Source organism: Sphingobium sp. DC-2, assembly GCF_000722555.1.
Lineage (GTDB): Bacteria > Pseudomonadota > Alphaproteobacteria > Sphingomonadales > Sphingomonadaceae > Sphingobium > Sphingobium quisquiliarum.
Map to the genome: position 1 here is coordinate 44,882 of NZ_JNAC01000008.1, position 18,124 is coordinate 63,005.

General features: G+C 64.9%; 20 protein-coding genes. 10 read left to right on the top strand and 10 right to left on the bottom strand.

Translation table 11 applies throughout. The annotated features are described in order from the left end of the window. Positions 1–40: 40 nt before the first annotated feature. Positions 41–2,653 carry an EAL domain-containing protein gene (locus ET21_RS0101465; RefSeq protein WP_237751466.1) on the bottom strand — a complete coding sequence of 871 codons (2,613 nt, stop codon included), beginning with the start codon at positions 2,651–2,653 and terminating at the stop codon, positions 41–43. Positions 2,654–2,719: 66 nt separating this feature from the next. Beyond that, positions 2,720–3,832, bottom strand: coding sequence for a DNA polymerase III subunit beta (dnaN, locus tag ET21_RS0101470; protein ID WP_021236747.1), 1,113 nt, complete (start codon positions 3,830–3,832; stop codon positions 2,720–2,722). Between the two features lie 169 nt (positions 3,833–4,001). Here dnaN and ET21_RS0101475 point away from each other — a divergent pair, with 169 nt between their 5' ends. Together ET21_RS0101475 and rlmN are read left to right on the top strand one after the other, a co-directional pair. Next, on the top strand, positions 4,002–4,481 hold the full coding sequence (locus tag ET21_RS0101475; protein WP_021236748.1) for a hypothetical protein: 480 nt from the start codon (positions 4,002–4,004) through the stop codon (positions 4,479–4,481). Positions 4,482–4,550: 69 nt separating this feature from the next. Beyond that, entirely contained in the window at positions 4,551–5,810 is a 1,260-nt protein-coding gene (gene rlmN, locus ET21_RS0101480; protein ID WP_030538296.1) for a 23S rRNA (adenine(2503)-C(2))-methyltransferase RlmN, read from the top strand. Positions 5,811–5,941: 131 nt separating this feature from the next. Here the strand turns inward: rlmN and ET21_RS0101485 are convergent, their stop codons facing one another. Then, complete coding sequence (locus ET21_RS0101485; protein WP_030538297.1) at positions 5,942–6,454, bottom strand: outer membrane protein; 513 nt, start codon at positions 6,452–6,454, stop codon at positions 5,942–5,944. A 386-nt stretch (positions 6,455–6,840) separates the two neighbouring features. On the opposite strand from ET21_RS0101485, the gene ET21_RS0101495 reads away from it, so the two are divergent. The 7 genes from ET21_RS0101495 (at position 6,841) to ET21_RS0101525 (ending at position 11,725) form a co-directional block, all read left to right on the top strand. Beyond that, a complete protein-coding gene (locus tag ET21_RS0101495) occupies positions 6,841–7,575 on the top strand; it encodes a cytochrome b/b6 domain-containing protein (RefSeq protein WP_051767877.1) in 735 nt (244 codons plus the stop codon). Beyond that, a complete protein-coding gene (locus ET21_RS0101500; RefSeq protein WP_030538299.1) occupies positions 7,572–8,324 on the top strand; it encodes a molybdopterin-binding protein in 753 nt (250 codons plus the stop codon). The genes ET21_RS0101495 and ET21_RS0101500 overlap by 4 nt, the downstream gene beginning before the upstream one ends. A 32-nt stretch (positions 8,325–8,356) precedes the next feature. Then, positions 8,357–9,598, top strand: coding sequence for a cyclopropane-fatty-acyl-phospholipid synthase family protein (locus tag ET21_RS0101505; protein WP_030538300.1), 1,242 nt, complete (start codon positions 8,357–8,359; stop codon positions 9,596–9,598). 112 nt (positions 9,599–9,710) lie between these two features. Continuing rightward, complete coding sequence (locus ET21_RS0101510) at positions 9,711–10,022, top strand: hypothetical protein (RefSeq protein WP_021236755.1); 312 nt, start codon at positions 9,711–9,713, stop codon at positions 10,020–10,022. A gap of 118 nt (positions 10,023–10,140) precedes the next feature. Beyond that, complete coding sequence (locus ET21_RS0101515) at positions 10,141–10,563, top strand: DUF350 domain-containing protein (protein ID WP_030538301.1); 423 nt, start codon at positions 10,141–10,143, stop codon at positions 10,561–10,563. Positions 10,564–10,565: 2 nt separating this feature from the next. Beyond that, positions 10,566–11,423 carry a serine protease gene (locus ET21_RS0101520; protein ID WP_021236757.1) on the top strand — a complete coding sequence of 286 codons (858 nt, stop codon included), beginning with the start codon at positions 10,566–10,568 and terminating at the stop codon, positions 11,421–11,423. A 32-nt stretch (positions 11,424–11,455) separates the two neighbouring features. Next, positions 11,456–11,725: a DUF3297 family protein gene (locus ET21_RS0101525; protein WP_021236758.1), complete on the top strand. Its 270-nt coding sequence runs from the start codon at positions 11,456–11,458 to the stop codon at positions 11,723–11,725. A gap of 120 nt (positions 11,726–11,845) precedes the next feature. Here the strand turns inward: ET21_RS0101525 and ET21_RS0101530 are convergent, their stop codons facing one another. From ET21_RS0101530 to ET21_RS0101545, 4 genes are all read right to left on the bottom strand, one after another. Then, the gene (locus ET21_RS0101530; RefSeq protein WP_152522022.1) at positions 11,846–12,541 is read right to left on the bottom strand and encodes a CHAP domain-containing protein; all 696 of its coding nucleotides are present in this window, start codon (positions 12,539–12,541) and stop codon (positions 11,846–11,848) included. A gap of 89 nt (positions 12,542–12,630) precedes the next feature. Beyond that, positions 12,631–13,167 (bottom strand): CHAP domain-containing protein, encoded by a 537-nt coding sequence (locus ET21_RS0101535; protein ID WP_030538304.1) that lies wholly within the window; start codon positions 13,165–13,167, stop codon positions 12,631–12,633. Between the two features lie 106 nt (positions 13,168–13,273). Further along, positions 13,274–14,344: a DNA replication/repair protein RecF gene (gene recF / locus ET21_RS0101540; RefSeq protein WP_021236761.1), complete on the bottom strand. Its 1,071-nt coding sequence runs from the start codon at positions 14,342–14,344 to the stop codon at positions 13,274–13,276. A 40-nt stretch (positions 14,345–14,384) separates the two neighbouring features. Then, complete coding sequence (locus ET21_RS0101545) at positions 14,385–14,984, bottom strand: hypothetical protein (protein ID WP_051767879.1); 600 nt, start codon at positions 14,982–14,984, stop codon at positions 14,385–14,387. Between the two features lie 70 nt (positions 14,985–15,054). Here ET21_RS0101545 and ET21_RS0101550 point away from each other — a divergent pair, with 70 nt between their 5' ends. Further along, positions 15,055–15,591, top strand: coding sequence for a peroxiredoxin (locus ET21_RS0101550; protein ID WP_030538306.1), 537 nt, complete (start codon positions 15,055–15,057; stop codon positions 15,589–15,591). Between the two features lie 11 nt (positions 15,592–15,602). On the opposite strand, the gene ET21_RS0101555 is transcribed toward ET21_RS0101550, so the two are convergent. The 3 genes from ET21_RS0101555 to ET21_RS0101575 all read right to left on the bottom strand — a co-directional run bounded on the left by ET21_RS0101555 (position 15,603) and on the right by ET21_RS0101575 (position 18,048). Continuing rightward, a complete protein-coding gene (locus ET21_RS0101555; protein ID WP_021236764.1) occupies positions 15,603–16,523 on the bottom strand; it encodes a dienelactone hydrolase family protein in 921 nt (306 codons plus the stop codon). 65 nt (positions 16,524–16,588) lie between these two features. Next, positions 16,589–16,975, bottom strand: a complete 387-nt coding sequence (locus ET21_RS0101560; RefSeq protein WP_030538307.1) for a gamma-glutamylcyclotransferase — start codon at positions 16,973–16,975, stop codon at positions 16,589–16,591. Positions 16,976–17,307: 332 nt separating this feature from the next. After that, complete coding sequence (locus ET21_RS0101575) at positions 17,308–18,048, bottom strand: DUF72 domain-containing protein (RefSeq protein WP_030538308.1); 741 nt, start codon at positions 18,046–18,048, stop codon at positions 17,308–17,310. Positions 18,049–18,124 lie beyond the last annotated feature (76 nt).

An 18,124-nucleotide genomic window follows, 5' to 3' on the forward strand; every position in this document is an offset into this window, starting at 1 on the left:
CGGATCGGGACGTGCCAGCCCCAGCCTGATCGGGCGGCCCCTAGCAGGCGAGCGAGCGCGAATGCGCGCCCAGTGCGGCAAGGTCGATCGGGGCGGCGAATTCCACGCCCATCCGGTCGTCCAGCGACCAGCGGGAGGTCGCGTTCACGGAAAGGCTCTCGCTGAATTCGATCGCGAAGATCGTGCCTTCGGGCACGTTCCACAATCCTTCGATCATCGCGCCGGTGGCGGAGATGTTGCGGATGCGGGCGGTATAGCTATGCCCGTCATGCAGCACATTGACCGTCCGCAACATCGTCTTGCGTTCCGGGCGGCTGGACTGGAACCCTTCGGCCAAAGCCAGCGTGCCATGGCTCCGCTGCCGTTCCAGCACGTCTTCCGCCGTCAGCGGGCGGCCATAGACATATCCCTGAATATGGCTGCACCCGAGTTGACGGATCAGGGCGAGTTCGTCCTGCGTTTCCGCGCCTTCGGCCGTCGTGTCCATGCCCAGCGCTTCGGCAAGGCTGACGATCGCCTTGATGATGGCGCTGTTGCGGTTGCCCTTGACCGCCGCCCCGCGCACGAAGCTCTGGTCGATCTTGATCTTGTCGAAGGGCGCTTTCTTCAAATAGCCGAGCGAGGAATAGCCGGTGCCGAAATCGTCGAGCGCCAGACGGACGCCGATCGCCTTCAACCGGGCAAAGGTCGCGTCCGTGCCGTCATCATCGTTCAGGAACACGCTTTCGGTGATTTCAAGCTCAAGCCGTTCGGGCGCAAGCTGCGAATTGGCAAGGGCGCTCATCACCAAAGCGGGCAGGCCCGGATTGGCGAACTGGATCGGCGACACGTTCACCGCCACCCTGATGTCATCGACCCACTGAGTCGCGTCACGGCAGGCGGTGCGCAGCACCCATTCCCCCAGAGGCGCGATGAGGCCGCTTTCCTCCGCGATGGGCACGAACACGGCCGGGGAAATCGCGCCGCGCACCGGATGATTCCAGCGCAGCAGCGCCTCATAGCCGGTGATCCTTTCCGTCTGCGAGGACACGACCGGCTGATAGACGAGATGCAGGGCGTCCGACGCGAGCGCGTGGCGCAGATCTTCCTCCATCTGCCTGCGATCTTCGGCGTCGGCATGCATCTCGCTGGAATAGAAGCGATGGACGCCCCGGCCATCCCCCTTTGCGGCGTAGAGCGCAAGATCGGCGTTGCGGATCAGCGCGTCGGCAGTGACGCCATCCTGCGGACAGACCGAAATGCCGATGGACGCGCCGATCACGACCACCGTGCCTTCGATGGAATAAGGGCGCGACAGGGATGCGATGATGGCGCGGGCAAGCTGCTCCATGGAACGGCGGTCATGATGGCCCGGCAGCAGAATCTTGAACTCATCGCCGCCCTGTCGGCCGACCAGACCGCGATTGCCGGCCACTTCCAGCAACCTCTGGCTGACCTGCCGCAACAGGGCGTCGCCCGCCGGATGGCCCAGCGTATCGTTCACCGATTTGAACCGGTCGAGGTCCAGCATCATCAGCGTGCATTCGCTCGCCCCCATGCCCTGCGGCCCGGCCACCGCCTCTTCCAGCGAACGCAGCACCTGCACGCGGTTGGGAAGACCCGTCAGCGAATCGAATTGCGCAAGCCGCTGCACCTCCGCCTGGCTGCGGCGCATGGCGGTAAGGTCCGCGCCGCTGCCGCGAAAGCCGTGGAACTGGCCATATTCGTTGAAGACCGGCTGGCCGGAGATGGACCACCAGCGCTCATCCTGCGTCATGGCCGCGCGCACCGCGATCTCCGAAAAGCCGGTGCGCGCCGACAGATGGAAGCCGACGGTCCGCTCGCCAGTGCCATGCTGGTGATCGCCATTGCCGATAAGGTCGGTAAGCCGCCGCCCGATCATGCCGCCCTGGGGCATACCGTCCAGGGTGCTGACCAGCGTATCGGAAATATAGGTGAGGCAGCCGTGGCGATCGGTTTCCCAGAACCAGCCATGCCCCGACTGCTCATATTCCTGGAGCAGCCGGTCCGATCGCTGCGCGCGCAAGTCCTGCTGATGCAGGGCGATCGCGCGGTCGCGGTCCGCCCGCGCCTGACGAAGCGTCGCGATCATCATCCCTGCAAGGCAGATGAACAGCAGGCCGGTCTGGGCGAATGGCGCCTGCTGAAGCATGGAAGCGCATAGCGTGCCAAGGAAATAGCAGGCGCCCAGCAGCCGCCGATCGCCGAAGATGCAGACGACGAGAATCGCGACCAGGATTTCGGCAAGGAGGCCATTGGGCACTCCGCCGGGATTGGCGGCGGGTTCCAGCAGCAGGCCGAAGGTGAAGCTGGACAGGAACATCAGCCCCAGCATCAGCCATTTCTGCACATGCGGCCGCTGCTGCTGGAATCGTTCGCCCTTGGGCGCGATCATCACGATGCCATCGATCAGCAGCATCGCCGTCAGGATGAGCGTATAGGCCACGCTTCCCTGAAAAAGAGACGCGTGCAGCAAGGCGAAGGTGCACAGCTTGGCGAGCAGGATCAGCGGCCACAACCGGGCGATCTGGCCCAGGCTGCTCGATATCCAGAAGGGCGAAACTTCCGTCCCCCCTTCCGCAAGCCCAAGCGCGGCTGCCAGATCGACAGGCCATGACTGAACGTCTGTCAGCTTTGTACGCGATGGGACCATAGCCATCGCGTAACAGCCAGAGGTTGAAAGAGAATTACCTTCCCGTCTTCAATCTACCGATTGAAATCAAACCCTCATCGGCATGAGGACGTAGAGCGCGGGGCTGCGGTCGTTTTCACGGATCAGCGTGGGCGCGGCCGCGTCGGCCAGGTGCAGTTCGACGAGGTCGCTGTCGATCTGGCCCAATATGTCGAGCAGATAGCGCGCATTGAAGCCGATATCGAAGCCTTCGCCCTGGAATGCGCCGGGCACTTCTTCGGCGGCGGTGCCGTTTTCCGGGCTGGTGACGGACAGGGTGATCTTGTCCCGGTCCAGCGTCATCTTGACGGCGCGGGTCTTTTCCGTGGCGATGGTCGCGACGCGGTCCACGCCTTCTTCAAAGCTGCGCGGATCGATCTTGAGCAGCTTGTCGTTGGCGGTGGGGATGACGCGGCTGTAATCGGGGAAAGTGCCGTCGATCAGCTTGCTGGTCAGGATCGCGCTGCCAAGGCCGAAGCGGATCTTGCTGGCGGACAGCGAAATCTGGACCGAGCCTTCCACCTCGTCGAGCAGCTTGCGCAGTTCGCCGATGCATTTGCGGGGCACGATGATGCCGGGCATCCCGTCCGCGCCATCGGGACGCGGCACGGTGACGCGGGCGAGGCGATGGCCGTCCGTCGCCGCCGCCTTCAGCACCGGCTGGCCATCATCCGACACATGGAAATAAATGCCGTTCAGATAATAGCGCGTCTCTTCGGTCGAGATGGCGAAGCGCGTCTTGTCGATGATCTGCTTCAACGTTTCGGCGGGCAGTTCGAAGCTGGTGGGCAGGTCGCCTTCCGCGATCACCGGGAAATCGTCGCGCGGCAGGGTCGAGAGGTTGAACCGGGCGCGGCCCGCCTGGATCAGCATCTTGCCCTCCGCCGCGTGGAGCGACACCTGCGATCCTTCGGGCAGCTTGCGGGCGATGTCGAACAGCGTGTGCGCCGAAATGGTCGTGGCCCCCGCCTGCTCCACCTGGGCCGACACGCTTTCGACGATCTGGAGGTCGAGGTCGGTCGCCATCAGCTTGATCGCGCCGTCCGACGAAGCTTCGATCAGCACGTTGGACAGGATCGGTATCGTATTGCGCCGCTCCACCACCGACTGGACGTGGCTGAGGCTCTTGAGGAGCGTTGCGCGTTCGATGGTGGCCTTCATGTCCCTGTTTGTCCGTTTCTTTTTCTGCGCAAAGCCCGAAGACGGTCGAATCCGGGCGACAATGATGGATGGTCCTTCATAGCCGCTATGACGGCGGCGGCAAGCGCTCGCTGGTCATTTCGCCTGGGCAAGGGTTGCAAAAAGGCACAGCATGCGCTTTGCCCGTCCTATGGCGCGCTTGTCCCTCTTCCTCCTGCCGCTGCTCGCCATCGCCGCGCCAGCCTTTGCCAAGGATTCGCTTGGCATCTTCGAATATTGGGGCGCTTTCCGCGATCCGGCGGCACCGCGCTGCTACGCCATTTCCCTGCCAGTGGGCACGCGGGGGAACGGCTTTGCCGCTGTCGGCACCTGGCCCCGGCGGCATATACGCGGCCAGGTCCATTTCCGCCTGAGCCGCACGCGCGCCGAGGGAGCGCCCGTGATCCTGAGCGTGGGAGAGCGCCGGTTCCCGCTGGTGGCAGGCAAGGGGGATGCCTGGGCCCCCGGCCCGCGCGCCGACGCCGCGATCATCGCCGCCATGCGATCGGCCAGCAGCATGAGCGTGCAGACGCAGGGCGCGAACGGGCGGGCCTTTGCCGACGCCTACAGGTTGCGCGGGGCGGCGACGGCAATCGATGCGGCGGCTTTGGGATGCGCCAGGTTGCGGTGAATGGCCGAGGCGCTCCGGTCCCGGACGCTCCCCTTTATAAATCCGCCGGAATCGACTATGTGCGCGGCTATGCATACAGCCGCCAACCCCTTGATGCCGATTCCCGGCGCTATCGACCCTGTGCCCGTGCCGCGCGCGGTGACGCCGCGCGAGGATGGCCGTGCCGACCTGATGGGCCTGTCGCGCCCGCAGATCAAGGCGATGCTGGAGGAAGCGGGCCTGGATGCCAAGCAGGCCAAGCTGCGATCCAAGCAGTTGTTCCACTGGCTCTATCATCGTGGCGAAACCGATTTCGACGCGATGACCGACCTTGCCAAGCCGATGCGCGGCTGGATGGCGGAGCGGTTCGTGGTCGGCCGTCCGCAGGTGGTGGAGGCCCAGGTTTCGAGCGACGGCACCCGCAAATGGCTGCTGCGTTCGGATGACGGCCAGGATTATGAGATGGTGTTCATCCCCGATGCCGACCGGGGAACGCTGTGCGTGTCGAGCCAGGTGGGTTGCACGCTCAACTGCCGTTTCTGCCATACAGGCACGATGCGGCTGGTCCGCAACCTGACGCCGGGCGAGATTGTCGGACAGGTCATGCTGGCGCGCGACGCGCTGGGCGAATGGCCCAAGGGCAGCATGGCGTCGGCCAATGACGACGAGACCGACGAGGCGCCGCAATATACGACCGACGGGCGCATGCTGACCAACATCGTGATGATGGGCATGGGCGAGCCGCTCTATAATTTCGATCATGTGCGCGACGCGTTGAAGGTGGTGATGGACGGGGACGGCCTGGCGCTGTCGAAGCGGCGGATCACCCTTTCCACGTCCGGCGTGGTGCCGATGATGGCGCGCGCGGGCGAGGAGATCGGCGTCAACCTGGCCGTATCGCTGCATGGCGTGACCAAGGATGTGCGCGACGAACTGGTCCCGCTCAACAGGAAATATGGGATCGAGCAGCTGTTGCAGGCCTGCGCCGATTATCCGGGCGCCAACAATGCGCGGCGGATCACCTTTGAATATGTGATGATCAGGGACAAGAATGACAGCGACGAGGATGCGCGCGAACTGGTCCGCCTGATCCGCCAGTTCAAGCTGCCCGCCAAGGTCAACCTGATCCCCTTCAACCCCTGGCCCGGCACGGATTATGAATGTTCCACGCCGGAGCGGATCAAGCGCTTTTCCGACATCGTGTTCGAAGGGGGGATATCCGCCCCGGTGCGCACGCCGCGCGGCCGCGACATCATGGCGGCATGCGGGCAGCTCAAGTCGGCGTCGGAAAAGAAAAGCCGCGCGGAACTGGACCGGCTGGCGGCGGAGAAGCAAGCGGCGCTGGGGTAAGGGCGCGGCCTTCGCTGCCGGAGCATGGAGCCGCTATTCTGCGGCAGCTTATTGCTTTTCGCCCGTACGCCTCATGCAAAAAGGGCGGCCCCGATGGGACCGCCCTTCCTGTTGATTCCGATCGAGAGGGATCAGAAACGGAAACCGATGCCGACGACACCGGCGTCACGGCCGCCGAGTTCGGCTTCATATTCAGTGCGCTGATATTCAGCCGAAATGTAGGCGTTGGGGGTCAGGGCGAATTCAACGCCGCCGCCGAAACGAACGCCTTCGAAATTGGTGTCGCCCACCGGCGCTTCAAAGCGGGTGGTGGCGTAGCCGACCTTGCCGAACGCCAGGAACTGCGGGTTGACGACATAGCCGAGGCGAACCGAAGCGGCGAGATCGCGGCTGGCGTCGACGCCGAAGTCATTGTCGAGGCTGGAATCGCCGAAGGAGACTTCCGGGCCGAAGGTCAGGTTCGGGGTGACGGCCAGGTCGTAACCGGCGGTGACGCCGTAGCTCACGCCTTCTTCGTCGCCGAGGCTGTCATAGCCGACGGTCACGCCAGCGCGCGGGCCGGTGAAGGGAGCGGCATCCTGCGCGAAGGCAGGAGCAGAGACGGCGGCGGCAGCAACAGCGGCTGCGAAAATCACAGACTTCATATTATCCTCATCGAATTAAAGAACGAGCATCAAGAAAAAGACGCACGCCTTGTCATATTGCAGGAACAGTGTTCGAGTATTTTCATGATCACCTAAAGAATGCCGTGTGTAACGGCTTCCTCCTTTTCATCCTGCATGCCGCGATCATCATCGCTGGCAGGGCGCATATGATGGCTCCTGGATGACGTTGCAACATCGACATAAACATAATTGGCGCATGATGCGATTTTGCAACAGTTTGACTAGGCATACCGATCAGACAAAAGGCGGCCAGGGCAGCTAGCCAGCGGCGGATGGACGGCAGATGAACAATGCGGCTTCCCGCCAGACCAACGGAGCAGGGCGGCATTTTTGACCATAGCGATGCAAAGAGGTAACGGTGCCCCATGGTGAGCGCAGCGTCCCCGGCCCCAGCCCCCGTGGTCCCGTCCGTGGTGGTTCGCCACAGCCGGGTCACGCGCCTGTGGCATTGGGCGAACGCCGTGCTGCTCTACATCCTGCTTGCCAGCGGGCTGGGCATATTCAATGCGCATCCCCGGCTCTATTGGGGCCAATATGGCGCGAATTTCGATCATGCCTGGCTTGAGCTTGACCGTTTCGGGCCATGGTGGACCCTGCCCGCTCATTATGATCTCGCCATGTCGCGCCATTGGCATCTGGCGGCCGCGCCGCTGTTCGCCTTCGCGCTGCTCGGCTATATGCTGTGGAGCCTTGGCAGCGGTCATATCCGCCGGGACCTTGCCTTCCGGCGCGGCGAGCTTGCGCCACGTCATGTCTGGCGGGACATATGCGATCATGCCCGGCTCCGCTTCCCGGCCGGAGCGGCGGCGCTGCGTTATAATGTGCTGCAAAAGACCAGCTATATCGGGATCATCTTCATCGTCCTGCCGCTCATCATCCTGACCGGGCTGACCATGTCGCCGGGCATGAACGCGGCCTGGCCCTGGCTGCTCGACCTGTTCGGGGGCCGCCAGTCCGCGCGGTCCATCCACTTCATCGCCGCCTTCCTTCTGGTCGCCTTCTTCCTGGTCCACATCGTCATGGTCCTGCTGGCGGGGCCGCTGAACGAATTGCGATCCATCGTGACGGGCCGCTATCGCGTGCCGGAGGAGCGGCCATGAGCCTGATCTTTACCCGGCGGGCGATCATGCTGGGGGCTGGCGCAACGCTGGCCGGTTGCGACCGCATCGCACGCCATGAAACGGTGCGCGAGGCGCTGTTCAGCGCAGAGAATTTCCACAAATGGGCGCAACGCCGCCTGATGGCGCGCGATGCCTTGGCGCGCGAATTCCGCCCCGACCAGATTTCACCCTTCTTCCGCCCCAATGGCACGAGCAATCCGAACACGCCCGAATATAAGGCGCTGTGGCGGTCGGGCTTTGCTGACTGGCGGCTTGAAATTTCGGGCCTTGTGAACCGGCCCCTGTCTCTCTCCCTGCCGCAGCTTCACCAATTGCCGCAGCGGGAGCAGATCACGCGCCACGACTGCGTGGAGGGGTGGAGCGCCATCGGCAAATGGCGCGGAGTGCCGCTCGCCCTGCTGCTCGACGCGGCGGGCATGAAGGAACACGCGCGATACATCGTCTTCCGCTGCGCCGACAGGATGGGCGACGGCCATGCCTATTATGAGAGCATCGACATGATCGATGCCTTCCACCCGCAGACGATCCTGGCCTTCGCGCTCAATGACCAGCCGCTGCGCGTGGCAAACGGAGCACCGCTGCGCCTGCGGGTCGAACGGCAACTGGGCTACAAGCATGCCAAATATCTGATGGGGATCGAGGCGGTCGAGCACCTGTCCGGCACCGGGCGCGGCAAGGGCGGCTATTGGGAAGACCATGCGGGCTATGATTGGTACGCAGGCATTTGACGCGACCGAAATGACCTGACAGTTTAGCCGCCATGAAACTTTTCGATCGTGTCATCAAACGGTTGGTCACCCGTGGGCAACTGACCATCATCTATCACGGGGGAAGACGGGTGACGGCGGGGGCGCCCGACCCGGCCTTCCCTTCGCTGGCGTTGAAATTTCATGACGCCAGGGTTCCCTTCGACATCATCCGCGATCCCCGCCTGGGCATGGCGGAGGCGTTCATCGACGGGCGCGTCACGATCGAGGGCGGCGGCATCATGGAGCTTATCTCGCTGATCCGCTCCAACAATGCGTGGGAAAGCGGCAAGTCGATCAGCGACAAGGGGCCGTTGAAGCGCGGCTTCAAGTCGCTCCGCCAGTCGCTCTGGCGCGCCAATCACCGCTCCCGGTCCAAGGCTAACGTCGCCCATCATTACGACCTGTCGGGCGCGCTCTACGCTCTCTTCCTGGATCGCGACCGCCAATATAGCTGCGCCTACTGGCCCGATGCGGATAATGAGACGGGCATCAGCCTGGAGCAGGCGCAGGAAGACAAGAAGGCGCATATCGCGGCCAAGCTGCTGCTGAAACCGGGCATGAAGGTGCTGGACATCGGATGCGGATGGGGCGGCATGGCGCTGTACCTGCACCGCACCTGCGGCGTCGACGTGACCGGCATCACCTTGTCCGAGGAGCAGTTGAAGGTCGCCCGCCAGCGCGCGCAGGATGCGGGCGTGGCCGATCATGTGCGTTTCGAGCTGATCGACTATCGCGACATCAGCGGGCCGTTCGACCGGATCGTGTCCGTGGGCATGTTCGAGCATGTGGGCACCGCCCATTACCGCGCCTTCTTCAACAAGTGCCGCGACCTGCTGACCCCTGAGGGCGTGATGCTGATCCATACCATCGGGCGGATCGACGGGCCGGGCATCACCGACGCCTTCACCCAGAAATATATCTTCCCCGGCGGCTACATCCCCGCCTTGTCGGAAATGATCCGGGGCAGCGAGGGCACGCGCCTGATGGTCACCGATGTGGAGGTGCTGCGCCTGCATTACGGCCTGACCATCCGCCAATGGTATGCGCGCACGCTGGCGCACAAGGACGAAATCATCGCGCTCTATGATGAGCGTTTCTATCGCCTGTGGACCTTCTATCTCGCCGGAGCGGCGACCGTGTTCGAACATGGCGGCATGGTGAATTATCAGGTCCAATATGCCCGCAACCGCCGCACCCTGCCCATCACGCGCGATTATATGAACGAAGCCGAAGCGGCGCTGCGGGCGCGATGAGGCCCCTTAACGGCCGCTGACAGCATCGTTCCCGCACGGTTCAGCCGGGCGCGCGCATCTTCCCTCCCCATGATCCCCGCCGGTGCGCGGCGGAAGCATGAGGAGAGTCGAGATGAAACTGATCTGGAAGGGCGCGGCCGCGCTGGGCCTGGCCGTTGCCGGACTAAGCGCCGCAGCCCCGGCGCAAGCGCAGGATTATCGCTACGATCGCGGCTATCGCGAGTGGCGCGGCGGCCGGGACTGGGACCGCCGGTGGGACGGCCGCCGCGACTGGCGCGATGACCGGGGATATTGGCGCGGCGACCGGCGTCACTGGCGTCAGGACAGGCGCGCTTATTACCGGCATCACCGCCAGCGCTGCTGGACCGAATGGCGCTACAACCCCTATCGCGACCGCAACGTCCGCGTGCGCATCTGCCGCTAGAAAGGTCGATCGGAAATGGAGCATGATGCGACCGGATCATGCTCCACCGCCGCCTCATTATGGCACGATGGTTCGCCGGTAATTGAACCTGCTGGCAGGTTCCGGCATTTGGCTGTGCATGACCGATCCCATGCCCGTTGTTCAAAGCCTGTTGTCCGGGCTCCCCATCTTCCTCCTGCACCTGGCCTGCGCCACGGTCGCATGGCTGGCGGCGCTGGGGCTGTATATGTGGATCACGCCGCATGACGAATTCGCCCTGATCCGCGCGGGCAACCAGGCGGCGGCGATCTCGCTGGGCGGCGCGGCGATCGGCCTTGCCATCCCGCTGGCGCTGTGCCTTGCGGGATCGGTCAATGTCTGGGACATCCTGATCTGGGGCAGCGTGACGCTGATCCTTCAACTGATCGCCTTCCGCTTCGTCGATTTCCTGCTGGGGTCCCTTTCCACCCGGATCGAGGCGGATGAACGGTCGGCCGCCATCTTCCTGGCGATGATGAAGGCCGCCATCGCCTGCCTGACCGCCGCAGCCGTCGCAGGCTGAACGTGGCGCGGCGGAGCATCGGCTGCCTGCCATGGATGCTGGGGGGTATATTGGCGCTCGCCTGGATGGGCGAGTTCACGCGTCCGCCGCCGTTGCAGGTGGAGACATTCGACCCCCGCTCGCCCCGCCGCCCCCTGCCCCAATGGAGCGACGAGGCGTTCGTCATCGAAGATCCCCGCGACGCGCCCGGCGACAGCATGGGCACGGCCTTCGCCGTCGACCGGGACGGGGCATGGCTCACCGCCGAGCATGTCACCCGCGACTGTTCGCGCATCGGCCTGCAACAAGGCAATATCGCCCGCGCCGTGTCGCGCGTGATCGAGAGCCGGGAAGCGGACGCCGCGCTGGTAAGGGACGGCCTGCCAAGCGAAGACGTGCTGCCCCTGTCCGGCCGCATGCCCGCGCCGGGATCGATCGGCTTCCACATGGGCTTTCCCGCCGGGCGGCCGACGCTGGTCGTGTCGGAACTGATCGGGCCTGCGAGCGCGCGGCGCGGGCAGACGGACCAGACCGAGCCGGTGCTGGCCTGGGCGGAGGTCGGCCGCATTCCCGCTGGCGATCACACGCTGTCCGGCATCAGCGGCGGCCCCGTCCTCGCGGAGGACGGCCATGTCGTCGGCGTGAACAGCGCCGCCACCGATCGGCGCGGCCGCATCCTGACGACCGCGCCCGACGCGATGATCCGGCTGGTCGTAGCCAGCCGCGCGGTCAATGACCAGCCGGTCGCCTATCCCTTCGCTGGCCTTGCCGATGCAGAGGCGCGCTTCGCCTCCTGGCTGGAGCAGGGAGCGATCCGCCGCATCTACTGCGACGTGGATGAAGGGGCTCCACGGTTGACGGCAACCGTGCCGAACGGCTAGGCCGCGCGAAACACAGGACCTTTGATATAGCCATGAGCGACACGCCTCCCGACCGTCTTTCCACCAACCCGCGCAGCCCCTTTTTCGACATGGAGCAGTTGCAGCGCGGGATCGGCATCCGCTTCAAGGACCGGGTGCGCACGGATGTCGAGGAATATTGCATTTCCGAAGGCTGGATTCGCGTCGCCGCCGGAAAGACGCGCGACCGTCATGGCCAGCCCTTGACGATCAAGCTGTCTGGCCCCGTGGAAGCATGGTTCGAACAGCCTGCGGGCGAAGGCGAAGACAAGCCCGCCGAATAAGGCAGGCGGCGGGCAAGTGATCCTGCCCGCCTTTGCACTCGGACGAATGCGGGCGCGCCAGTTTCAGCGTTGGAACCGGGGCTCCTGCATGCGCAGGAACACCGTTCAGCCTGGACAGACCTAGCGCAGCCGGGCGTCGCGCTTTACATCGGCGATGATGTCCTTGAGCGACCGGCCCGATGGCGCGGCGTCGGCAAAGGCGATCGCGCGCATATCCATTTTTAGCCGTGGCATGGCAGGGGGCCGCGCGGTTGCTGGCGCAGCGGCAGGCGCCGCCGCCCTCGCCTCATGCGAAATTCTGGCGGCAATCGCGGGGTCCATCCCGGCCAGGCGTATGCTGCTCCCCAGTGCCGGGTCCGGGTCGAAGGACCGCAGGCCGGGCTTGTCGGGATAGATGAAGCCGAAGGTTGGGTTCGTCCGCGCGCCCATGGTCTGGGTCGGGCTGTGCCAGACGCGCACTTCGCTCCAGTCGCCCTCTTCGGATACGTCGATCGCCAGCACATCCTCCTCGATCGCGCCGGGCACCGACCAGTTGGCATGCCGGATGAGCATGCGGCGCTCACCCAATATCTTGCTGACCACCGCGACATGGCCCAGCGTCATCGGGCCTGCCGGGCGGAAAGCCAGCACAGCCCCGCGCCGGGGTTCGTGACCGCGCTTGTAGCGATCAGCAGCCTGGTCCCACCAGGTCAATGCGTCCCCCCAGATATTCACGCCGGACACGATGCGGGCATAGGGAACACATTGCAGCGCCGTAGCGCCGAAAGCGGGCATGGATATCCACGCAGCCGCCAGCAGCATCGCAGCGCGAGCCATTCGAAACATAATTAGCGACCCCGATAAATCGAAGAATCGCCCCACCGCGATCGAAACTAGGCGGTGGTCCTTATGAAAAGGCTAACGGATCAGAAAGCATCACGGCCAGCGTCCGCACCGGCGATGGTGGCCGCCATGGCGATCTGCACCTTGGCCGGTGCGGGGGCGGGCGCCTGATTCGGGTAGATGAACCCCTTGGCCGGGTTGGAGCGCAGGCCCAGTCCGCCGGTCGGACCGTACCAGACCCGCACATCGGTCCAGTCATTGTTCGGCGACACGTCGATGGCGCGGACATCGCGTTCGATGCCGCCGCGATAGGACCAGTTGGCATGGGTCAGCAGCACTTCGCGGTCGCTGACGACGCGGCTGACCATGGCGACATGGCCGACCGGCATCGAACGGCTCGCCGCGAAGGCCAGCACCGCGCCCGCGCGCGGCTGGCTGCCGCGTTCATAGCGTCCCTCCGCCTGGCTCCACCAGGTGTTCGCATTGCCGTAAAGCGAGATGCCGGAAATCTGACGGGCGTAGGGCGCGCATTGCAGCACGCCTGCGGTAGCGGGGGTCGCGATCAGCGCGCCAAGAACGAGCGTCCACGCAGCAACAAGCGCCCGAAAACCGCTGACCATGAAAGAAGTGCCCCCGAATTCTTGATCTTATCGACCCTGTGCGCCCCCTTGTGCAGATGGGCGGCGGGAGGAAAAGGCCGGGGCGACGAACTGTTACGGAAGCGCGTTAATCTGCGGAACCATGTACATGGCCCGCCGAAACAGTGAGGCGCGTGGAGGAGGCGAGATCGCTGAACAGGCTGGCTTCCGTTCCGGTCATCCACACCTGTCCGCCCGTTGCCCTCAGCCGGTCGAACAAGGCGGCGCGGCGCATGGGATCAAGATGCGCCGCCACCTCATCCAGCAGGAGAACGGGCGGCTGGCCGCGTTGCGCCGCCACCAAAGCGGCATGGGCGAGCAGGATGGACAGCAGCAACGCCTTCTGCTCCCCGGTCGAACAGAGCGCCGCCGCCTGCCCCTTTGCCGCATGGGTGACGGCCAGGTCATGCCGGTGCGGGCCCGACAATGTGCGGCCAGCCGCCGCATCGCGCCGCCGTTCTCGGGCAAGCCGGGGCGCAAGCGGCTCATCGGCCCCCTCCTCCCGCATCATGTCCAGCAGCGGGCGGGCAAAGGGCTGGCCGGGCTGAACCGCCAGCTCCGCGTTCAGCCGCGCGACCATGTCCGCCCGCGCGCTGGCAAGCACCGCCCCATGCTCCCCCATCTGCGCTTCCAGCGCCGCCAGCCAGGCGGGGTCCGCCGCCCTGGGATCGGTCAGCAGCCGGTTGCGCGCGCGCATGGCGGCTTCGTAGCGGGCGCTGTGCACCGCGTGGCCGGGATGCAGCGCCAGCGTCAGACGATCAAGGAAGCGCCGCCGCCCGCCCGGACTGTCCATGAACAGGCGATCCATCGCGGGGGTCAGCCACGCAATCGCCAGATGATCGGCCAGTGCATTGGCGGACGAGGCCACTCCGCCGATCCGCACCTGCCGCCGGTCCGGCGCGCCCGCCGCGACACCCGTGCCCAGCATCACGCCATCGACTTCCGCGGCGATGCCGAAGCCGCCCGCGCCGTCCTGCCGCGCCATGTCCCGCAAGGCAGCGCCGCGCAGGCCCCGGCCGGGGGCCAGCATGGAAACGGCTTCCAATATATTGGTCTTGCCCGCGCCATTTTCGCCGGTCAGGACGATGAAGGCATGATCGGGAACGATCAGCGCGTCCGCATGGTTGCGGAAATCGCTTAATGTCAGGCGGCCGATCATCGGCCCGCTCTAGCCGCCGCCGTGGAAAACGGAAAGCCGTTCAGCAACGCTTGCGCGTCACCGCCGCCCCGTCATTGATCATGGTGAGTTCCCGGCCGTTCGCGGAGGGGCGCAGTTCGACCTTCCGCGTCCAGCTATCGCCTTCGCCCGTGAAAGACGCGGTGACGCGAACCCGCCCGTCCGGCCCCGGCGCGACATCGGTCACGGTGCCGACGCTTTCGTGGAAGATCAGGCTCTTGGGAGTGACGGTCAGTTCAAGGTCCGATGAGCGGTCGCCGCATGCGTCGTTCACCCCGGTCCAGTGCCCGCGCAATGCGGCCGGGATCGTTCCGGGCGCGGATGCTTCCTGCTGCTCGCGCGGCCGGGCGGGCGCGGTTTCGTTTCCGGGGGGTGCGGTGGCGTTGCCGGGCCTCAGGCTCTCATCCTGCGCGGGCGTCAGGTTGCTGACGTCATAGGAGGATTGCTCCTCCACAATGTTGGTCGACATGCCGGGCTTGCCACTGTCCCCCTGGTCACAGGCGGCCAGCAGCAGCAGGGGCAAGGCGTGAAGCAGGCGCATCCGTAATGAACCGGCGATGCGGCGGAGGGTTCCGGCATATGGGCGGCGGCCGCGCGCGGCATCTCCGTTGCGCACTTGCATGCGGCTTGGCTTAGGCTCATCAAGGGCGTGAGATGGTTGCACGGCCCCTTACCCTAACTGGAGAATGCCGATGAGGAAATGGATGATGGCGCCGCTGGCCCTCGCGGTGGCGGCTCTGGGATCGAATGGAGCCATGGCCGCGCTCGCCGTCGGCGTCAAGGCGCCCGACTTCACCACGCGCGGGGCGATGGCGGGCAAGACCTTCACCCTGACGCTGTCGCACCAGCTCAAGCGCGGGCCGGTCGTGCTCTATTTCTTCCCCAAGGCGTTCACCCCCGGCTGTTCCGCCGAAGCACGGGAATTCGCCCAGCATATCGACGATTTCAAAAAGGCCGGGGCGACCGTGATCGGCATGTCGACCGATACCGTCGATGACCTGGTGGCCTTTTCCACCAAGGAATGCGCGGGCAAGTTCGCCGTCGCCTCCGCCGGTCCGGCCATCGTGTCAGGCTATGACGTTGCGCTGAAGATGCGGCCCAATGTCACGGACCGCACCTCCTACGTCATCGCGCCGAGCGGCCGAATCGCCTTCGTTCACAGCGAGATGAACTATAGCGGGCACGTGAAAAGCACCCTGGCCGCGGTGCAGGCGATGACGGGCAAATAGGCGGGGCGGCGTCAGCCCGGCTTGCCGCCCTTCACATATCGCCCGAACCAGTCCAGCGTGGCGCTCCATGCCGCCTTGGCCGCCACTTCATCATAGCTAGGGCGATAGTCTGCCATGAAGCCATGGTCCGCCTGCGGATAGACAGTGATGTCGCTGGGCGGCGACTTGCCCGCCTTCTTGAGCGCAGCCTTCATGGCCTCCACATCGGCGAGCGGAATGCCCTTGTCCAGTGCGCCATATTGGCCGAGCACAGGGGCCTTTAACGCGGCCGCCTCATCGATCACGCGATGCGGCTGCAACGCCGTCCTGTCGCTGACCAGCCGCCCGTAAAAGGCGACGCCAGCATCGAGCGCGGCGCTATGCGCGGCATAAAGCCACACGATCCGCCCGCCCCAGCAGAAGCCGGTAATGCCCCGCCGCCTGCCGTCGCCGCCATGAGCGGCGGCCCAGCCATAAGTGGCGTCGATGTCGGACAGCACCTGATCGTCGGGCGTTTTCGACACGATCCCGCTCATCAGTTGCTTGAAGTCCGAAATCTTGCTCGCGTCGCCATGGCGGGCGAACAGGTCGGGCGCGATGGCATAATAGCCCTGCCGGGCGAAGCGGCGGCATATGTCGCGAATCCATTCGTGGACGCCGAAAATCTCATGCACGACGCAGATCACCGGCGCATCCTTCGCCGCCTGGGGACGCGCCACGAAAGCAGGCATGGCAAAGCCGCCGCTCGCGGGGATGGTCACCCGCTCCTCCTTCAATCCTTCCCCCGTGGTCTGCACCGCGCTGCTCGCCACGGGGCGGCAGGCGGCGGCGAAACCAGCGGCGAAAGCGCCCGAGGCGAGCAGCTTGCGGCGGTCAAGGCCCGTGGAGCCGATCCAGTTGCGGTCGTCGGGCAAGCGTTCGGGGCCGGGCTGATCCTGCGTGTCGATCGTCATCGCGCTCTCTCCAGAAGATCCCCCGCTTCGCACCCTACGCGCTCAGTATAGGAGCGCAAGCCGGGTCAGCGCAGGAAGTCGCCGCTCTCGATCCATTGGAGCGCACTCACGTCACGCGCATAGACATAGGCCCACGCCTGCACAGGCCCGTCGCCCGCATGGACGGTCAGCCGCTCGCGCCGATATTCCCAGGGCTGGGGGAAATGGGCGGCGCATTCCTCATATTCATCGATCCGGTTCAGCACGGCCGGATCGTCCGGCAGCAGGAAAAGATCGCCCGCGACGACGCCGTCCGGGCCGGGCACGAAGCCGGGATAATCGCCGGCGCGGTAGAGCCTGCCCCGCGCGGCCGCTGGACCGGCATGATGCGCGACCGACATCAGCCACTGCGCCTCCGGGCCATCACATCCGGGGCGCAAAGTGCCGTAGACGAAGAGAAAAGGGTAATGCATCAGACCGGCCCCAACTTGGCCGAACCAAACATCGCAGGCATTAAAAAAGCCGCCCTGATCTGAAGCCGGGCGGCCTTTTTGATTTCCCCCATGATGAGGGAGCATGGTGAAACGAATATTCGCTTAGGCAAAGAGCACCGAGTAGAAGGTCAGCATCTGAGCGCCGACTGCAACCATCAGCGCAACGCCCTGAACAGTGTGTCGCATGTTGTTTATCCTGCAAAGATCATCTTGTTTTTTCGCCCTTCGGCAAGGGGGCATATGCGCATGTCTTCGATTCGTAACAATCGCAAAGGCCGCCTTCGCAGTTGCAGCAAATGCAACAGCTACTGTTACCCCAAAGCCACGATCATGGCCTGGGCTGCCGCAGGGGCGCGCACCTTCGCGCCGCTGATGAAAAAGGCGAAGACGTCTCCATGCGCCGACTGCTCCCGCGCCATAGCGGCCCAGCCTGCAATTTCCTTGGGAGAATAGCCCGTGGGTTCCTCTTCCCGCGTGCGCATCAACCGGGCGTAGGAAAAGCCGACATCATGCCCGTGCAGCGCGGGATAGCTGCCATGGTCGGCAAAGACGACCGCCGCGCCTGCATCCCTTGCGAGCGTCAGGAAGGCGGGATCATCGAAGCTTTCGTGCCGCACTTCCAGAGCGTGGCGAAGCGGAACGCCAGCGGCCTTGGCCGGAAGCAGCTTCAGGAAAGCGCCGAAATCCTCCGCATCGAAGGTCTTGGTCGGCATGAATTGCCAGAGGATCGGCCCCAGCCGGTCGCCCAGTTCGACAATGCCCTGGTTGACGAACTTGGCGATCGACTCGCCCGCCTCTCCCAGCACGCGGCGATTGGTGCAGAAGCGCGAGGCCTTGACGGCGAACTGGAATCCGTCCGGCACTGCCTTGGCCCAATTGGCGAATGTCGCGGGCTTTTGCGTACCGTAATAGGTGGCGTTGATCTCCGTCGCGGTGAGATGCTGCCCCACATAGGCGAGTTCGTCCTTTTGCCGCAGTCCATCGGGATAGAAGATCCCGCGCCATGGCTCATATGTCCATCCGCCGATGCCGACCCTGATCCTTCCAGCCATCTCCGCGCCTCCTGCGGCCCATCCTGACCGGCAACCGCCATCAGGAACAGAGGAAATCGTCGGCGCCGCGCGGGAA

What these genes read in the sequence shown, in the direction of transcription:
- ET21_RS0101500 (WP_030538299.1), top strand. Translation starts at nt 7,572, where the DNA reads ATGAGCCTGATCTTTACCCGGCGGGCGATCATGCTGGGGGCTGGCGCA.
- ET21_RS0101525 (WP_021236758.1), top strand. Translation starts at nt 11,456, where the DNA reads ATGAGCGACACGCCTCCCGACCGTCTTTCCACCAACCCGCGCAGCCCC.
- ET21_RS0101545 (WP_051767879.1), bottom strand. Translation starts at nt 14,984, where the DNA reads ATGCAAGTGCGCAACGGAGATGCCGCGCGCGGCCGCCGCCCATATGCC.
- ET21_RS0101475 (WP_021236748.1), top strand. Translation starts at nt 4,002, where the DNA reads ATGGCGCGCTTGTCCCTCTTCCTCCTGCCGCTGCTCGCCATCGCCGCG.
- ET21_RS0101575 (WP_030538308.1), bottom strand. Translation starts at nt 18,048, where the DNA reads ATGGCTGGAAGGATCAGGGTCGGCATCGGCGGATGGACATATGAGCCA.
- ET21_RS0101550 (WP_030538306.1), top strand. Translation starts at nt 15,055, where the DNA reads ATGAGGAAATGGATGATGGCGCCGCTGGCCCTCGCGGTGGCGGCTCTG.
- ET21_RS0101505 (WP_030538300.1), top strand. Translation starts at nt 8,357, where the DNA reads ATGAAACTTTTCGATCGTGTCATCAAACGGTTGGTCACCCGTGGGCAA.
- ET21_RS0101530 (WP_152522022.1), bottom strand. Translation starts at nt 12,541, where the DNA reads ATGGCTCGCGCTGCGATGCTGCTGGCGGCTGCGTGGATATCCATGCCC.
- recF (WP_021236761.1), bottom strand. Translation starts at nt 14,344, where the DNA reads ATGATCGGCCGCCTGACATTAAGCGATTTCCGCAACCATGCGGACGCG.
- ET21_RS0101465 (WP_237751466.1), bottom strand. Translation starts at nt 2,653, where the DNA reads ATGGTCCCATCGCGTACAAAGCTGACAGACGTTCAGTCATGGCCTGTC.
- ET21_RS0101485 (WP_030538297.1), bottom strand. Translation starts at nt 6,454, where the DNA reads ATGAAGTCTGTGATTTTCGCAGCCGCTGTTGCTGCCGCCGCCGTCTCT.
- ET21_RS0101510 (WP_021236755.1), top strand. Translation starts at nt 9,711, where the DNA reads ATGAAACTGATCTGGAAGGGCGCGGCCGCGCTGGGCCTGGCCGTTGCC.
- ET21_RS0101515 (WP_030538301.1), top strand. Translation starts at nt 10,141, where the DNA reads ATGACCGATCCCATGCCCGTTGTTCAAAGCCTGTTGTCCGGGCTCCCC.
- rlmN (WP_030538296.1), top strand. Translation starts at nt 4,551, where the DNA reads ATGCATACAGCCGCCAACCCCTTGATGCCGATTCCCGGCGCTATCGAC.
- dnaN (WP_021236747.1), bottom strand. Translation starts at nt 3,832, where the DNA reads ATGAAGGCCACCATCGAACGCGCAACGCTCCTCAAGAGCCTCAGCCAC.
- ET21_RS0101560 (WP_030538307.1), bottom strand. Translation starts at nt 16,975, where the DNA reads ATGCATTACCCTTTTCTCTTCGTCTACGGCACTTTGCGCCCCGGATGT.
- ET21_RS0101535 (WP_030538304.1), bottom strand. Translation starts at nt 13,167, where the DNA reads ATGGTCAGCGGTTTTCGGGCGCTTGTTGCTGCGTGGACGCTCGTTCTT.
- ET21_RS0101495 (WP_051767877.1), top strand. Translation starts at nt 6,841, where the DNA reads ATGGTGAGCGCAGCGTCCCCGGCCCCAGCCCCCGTGGTCCCGTCCGTG.
- ET21_RS0101555 (WP_021236764.1), bottom strand. Translation starts at nt 16,523, where the DNA reads ATGACGATCGACACGCAGGATCAGCCCGGCCCCGAACGCTTGCCCGAC.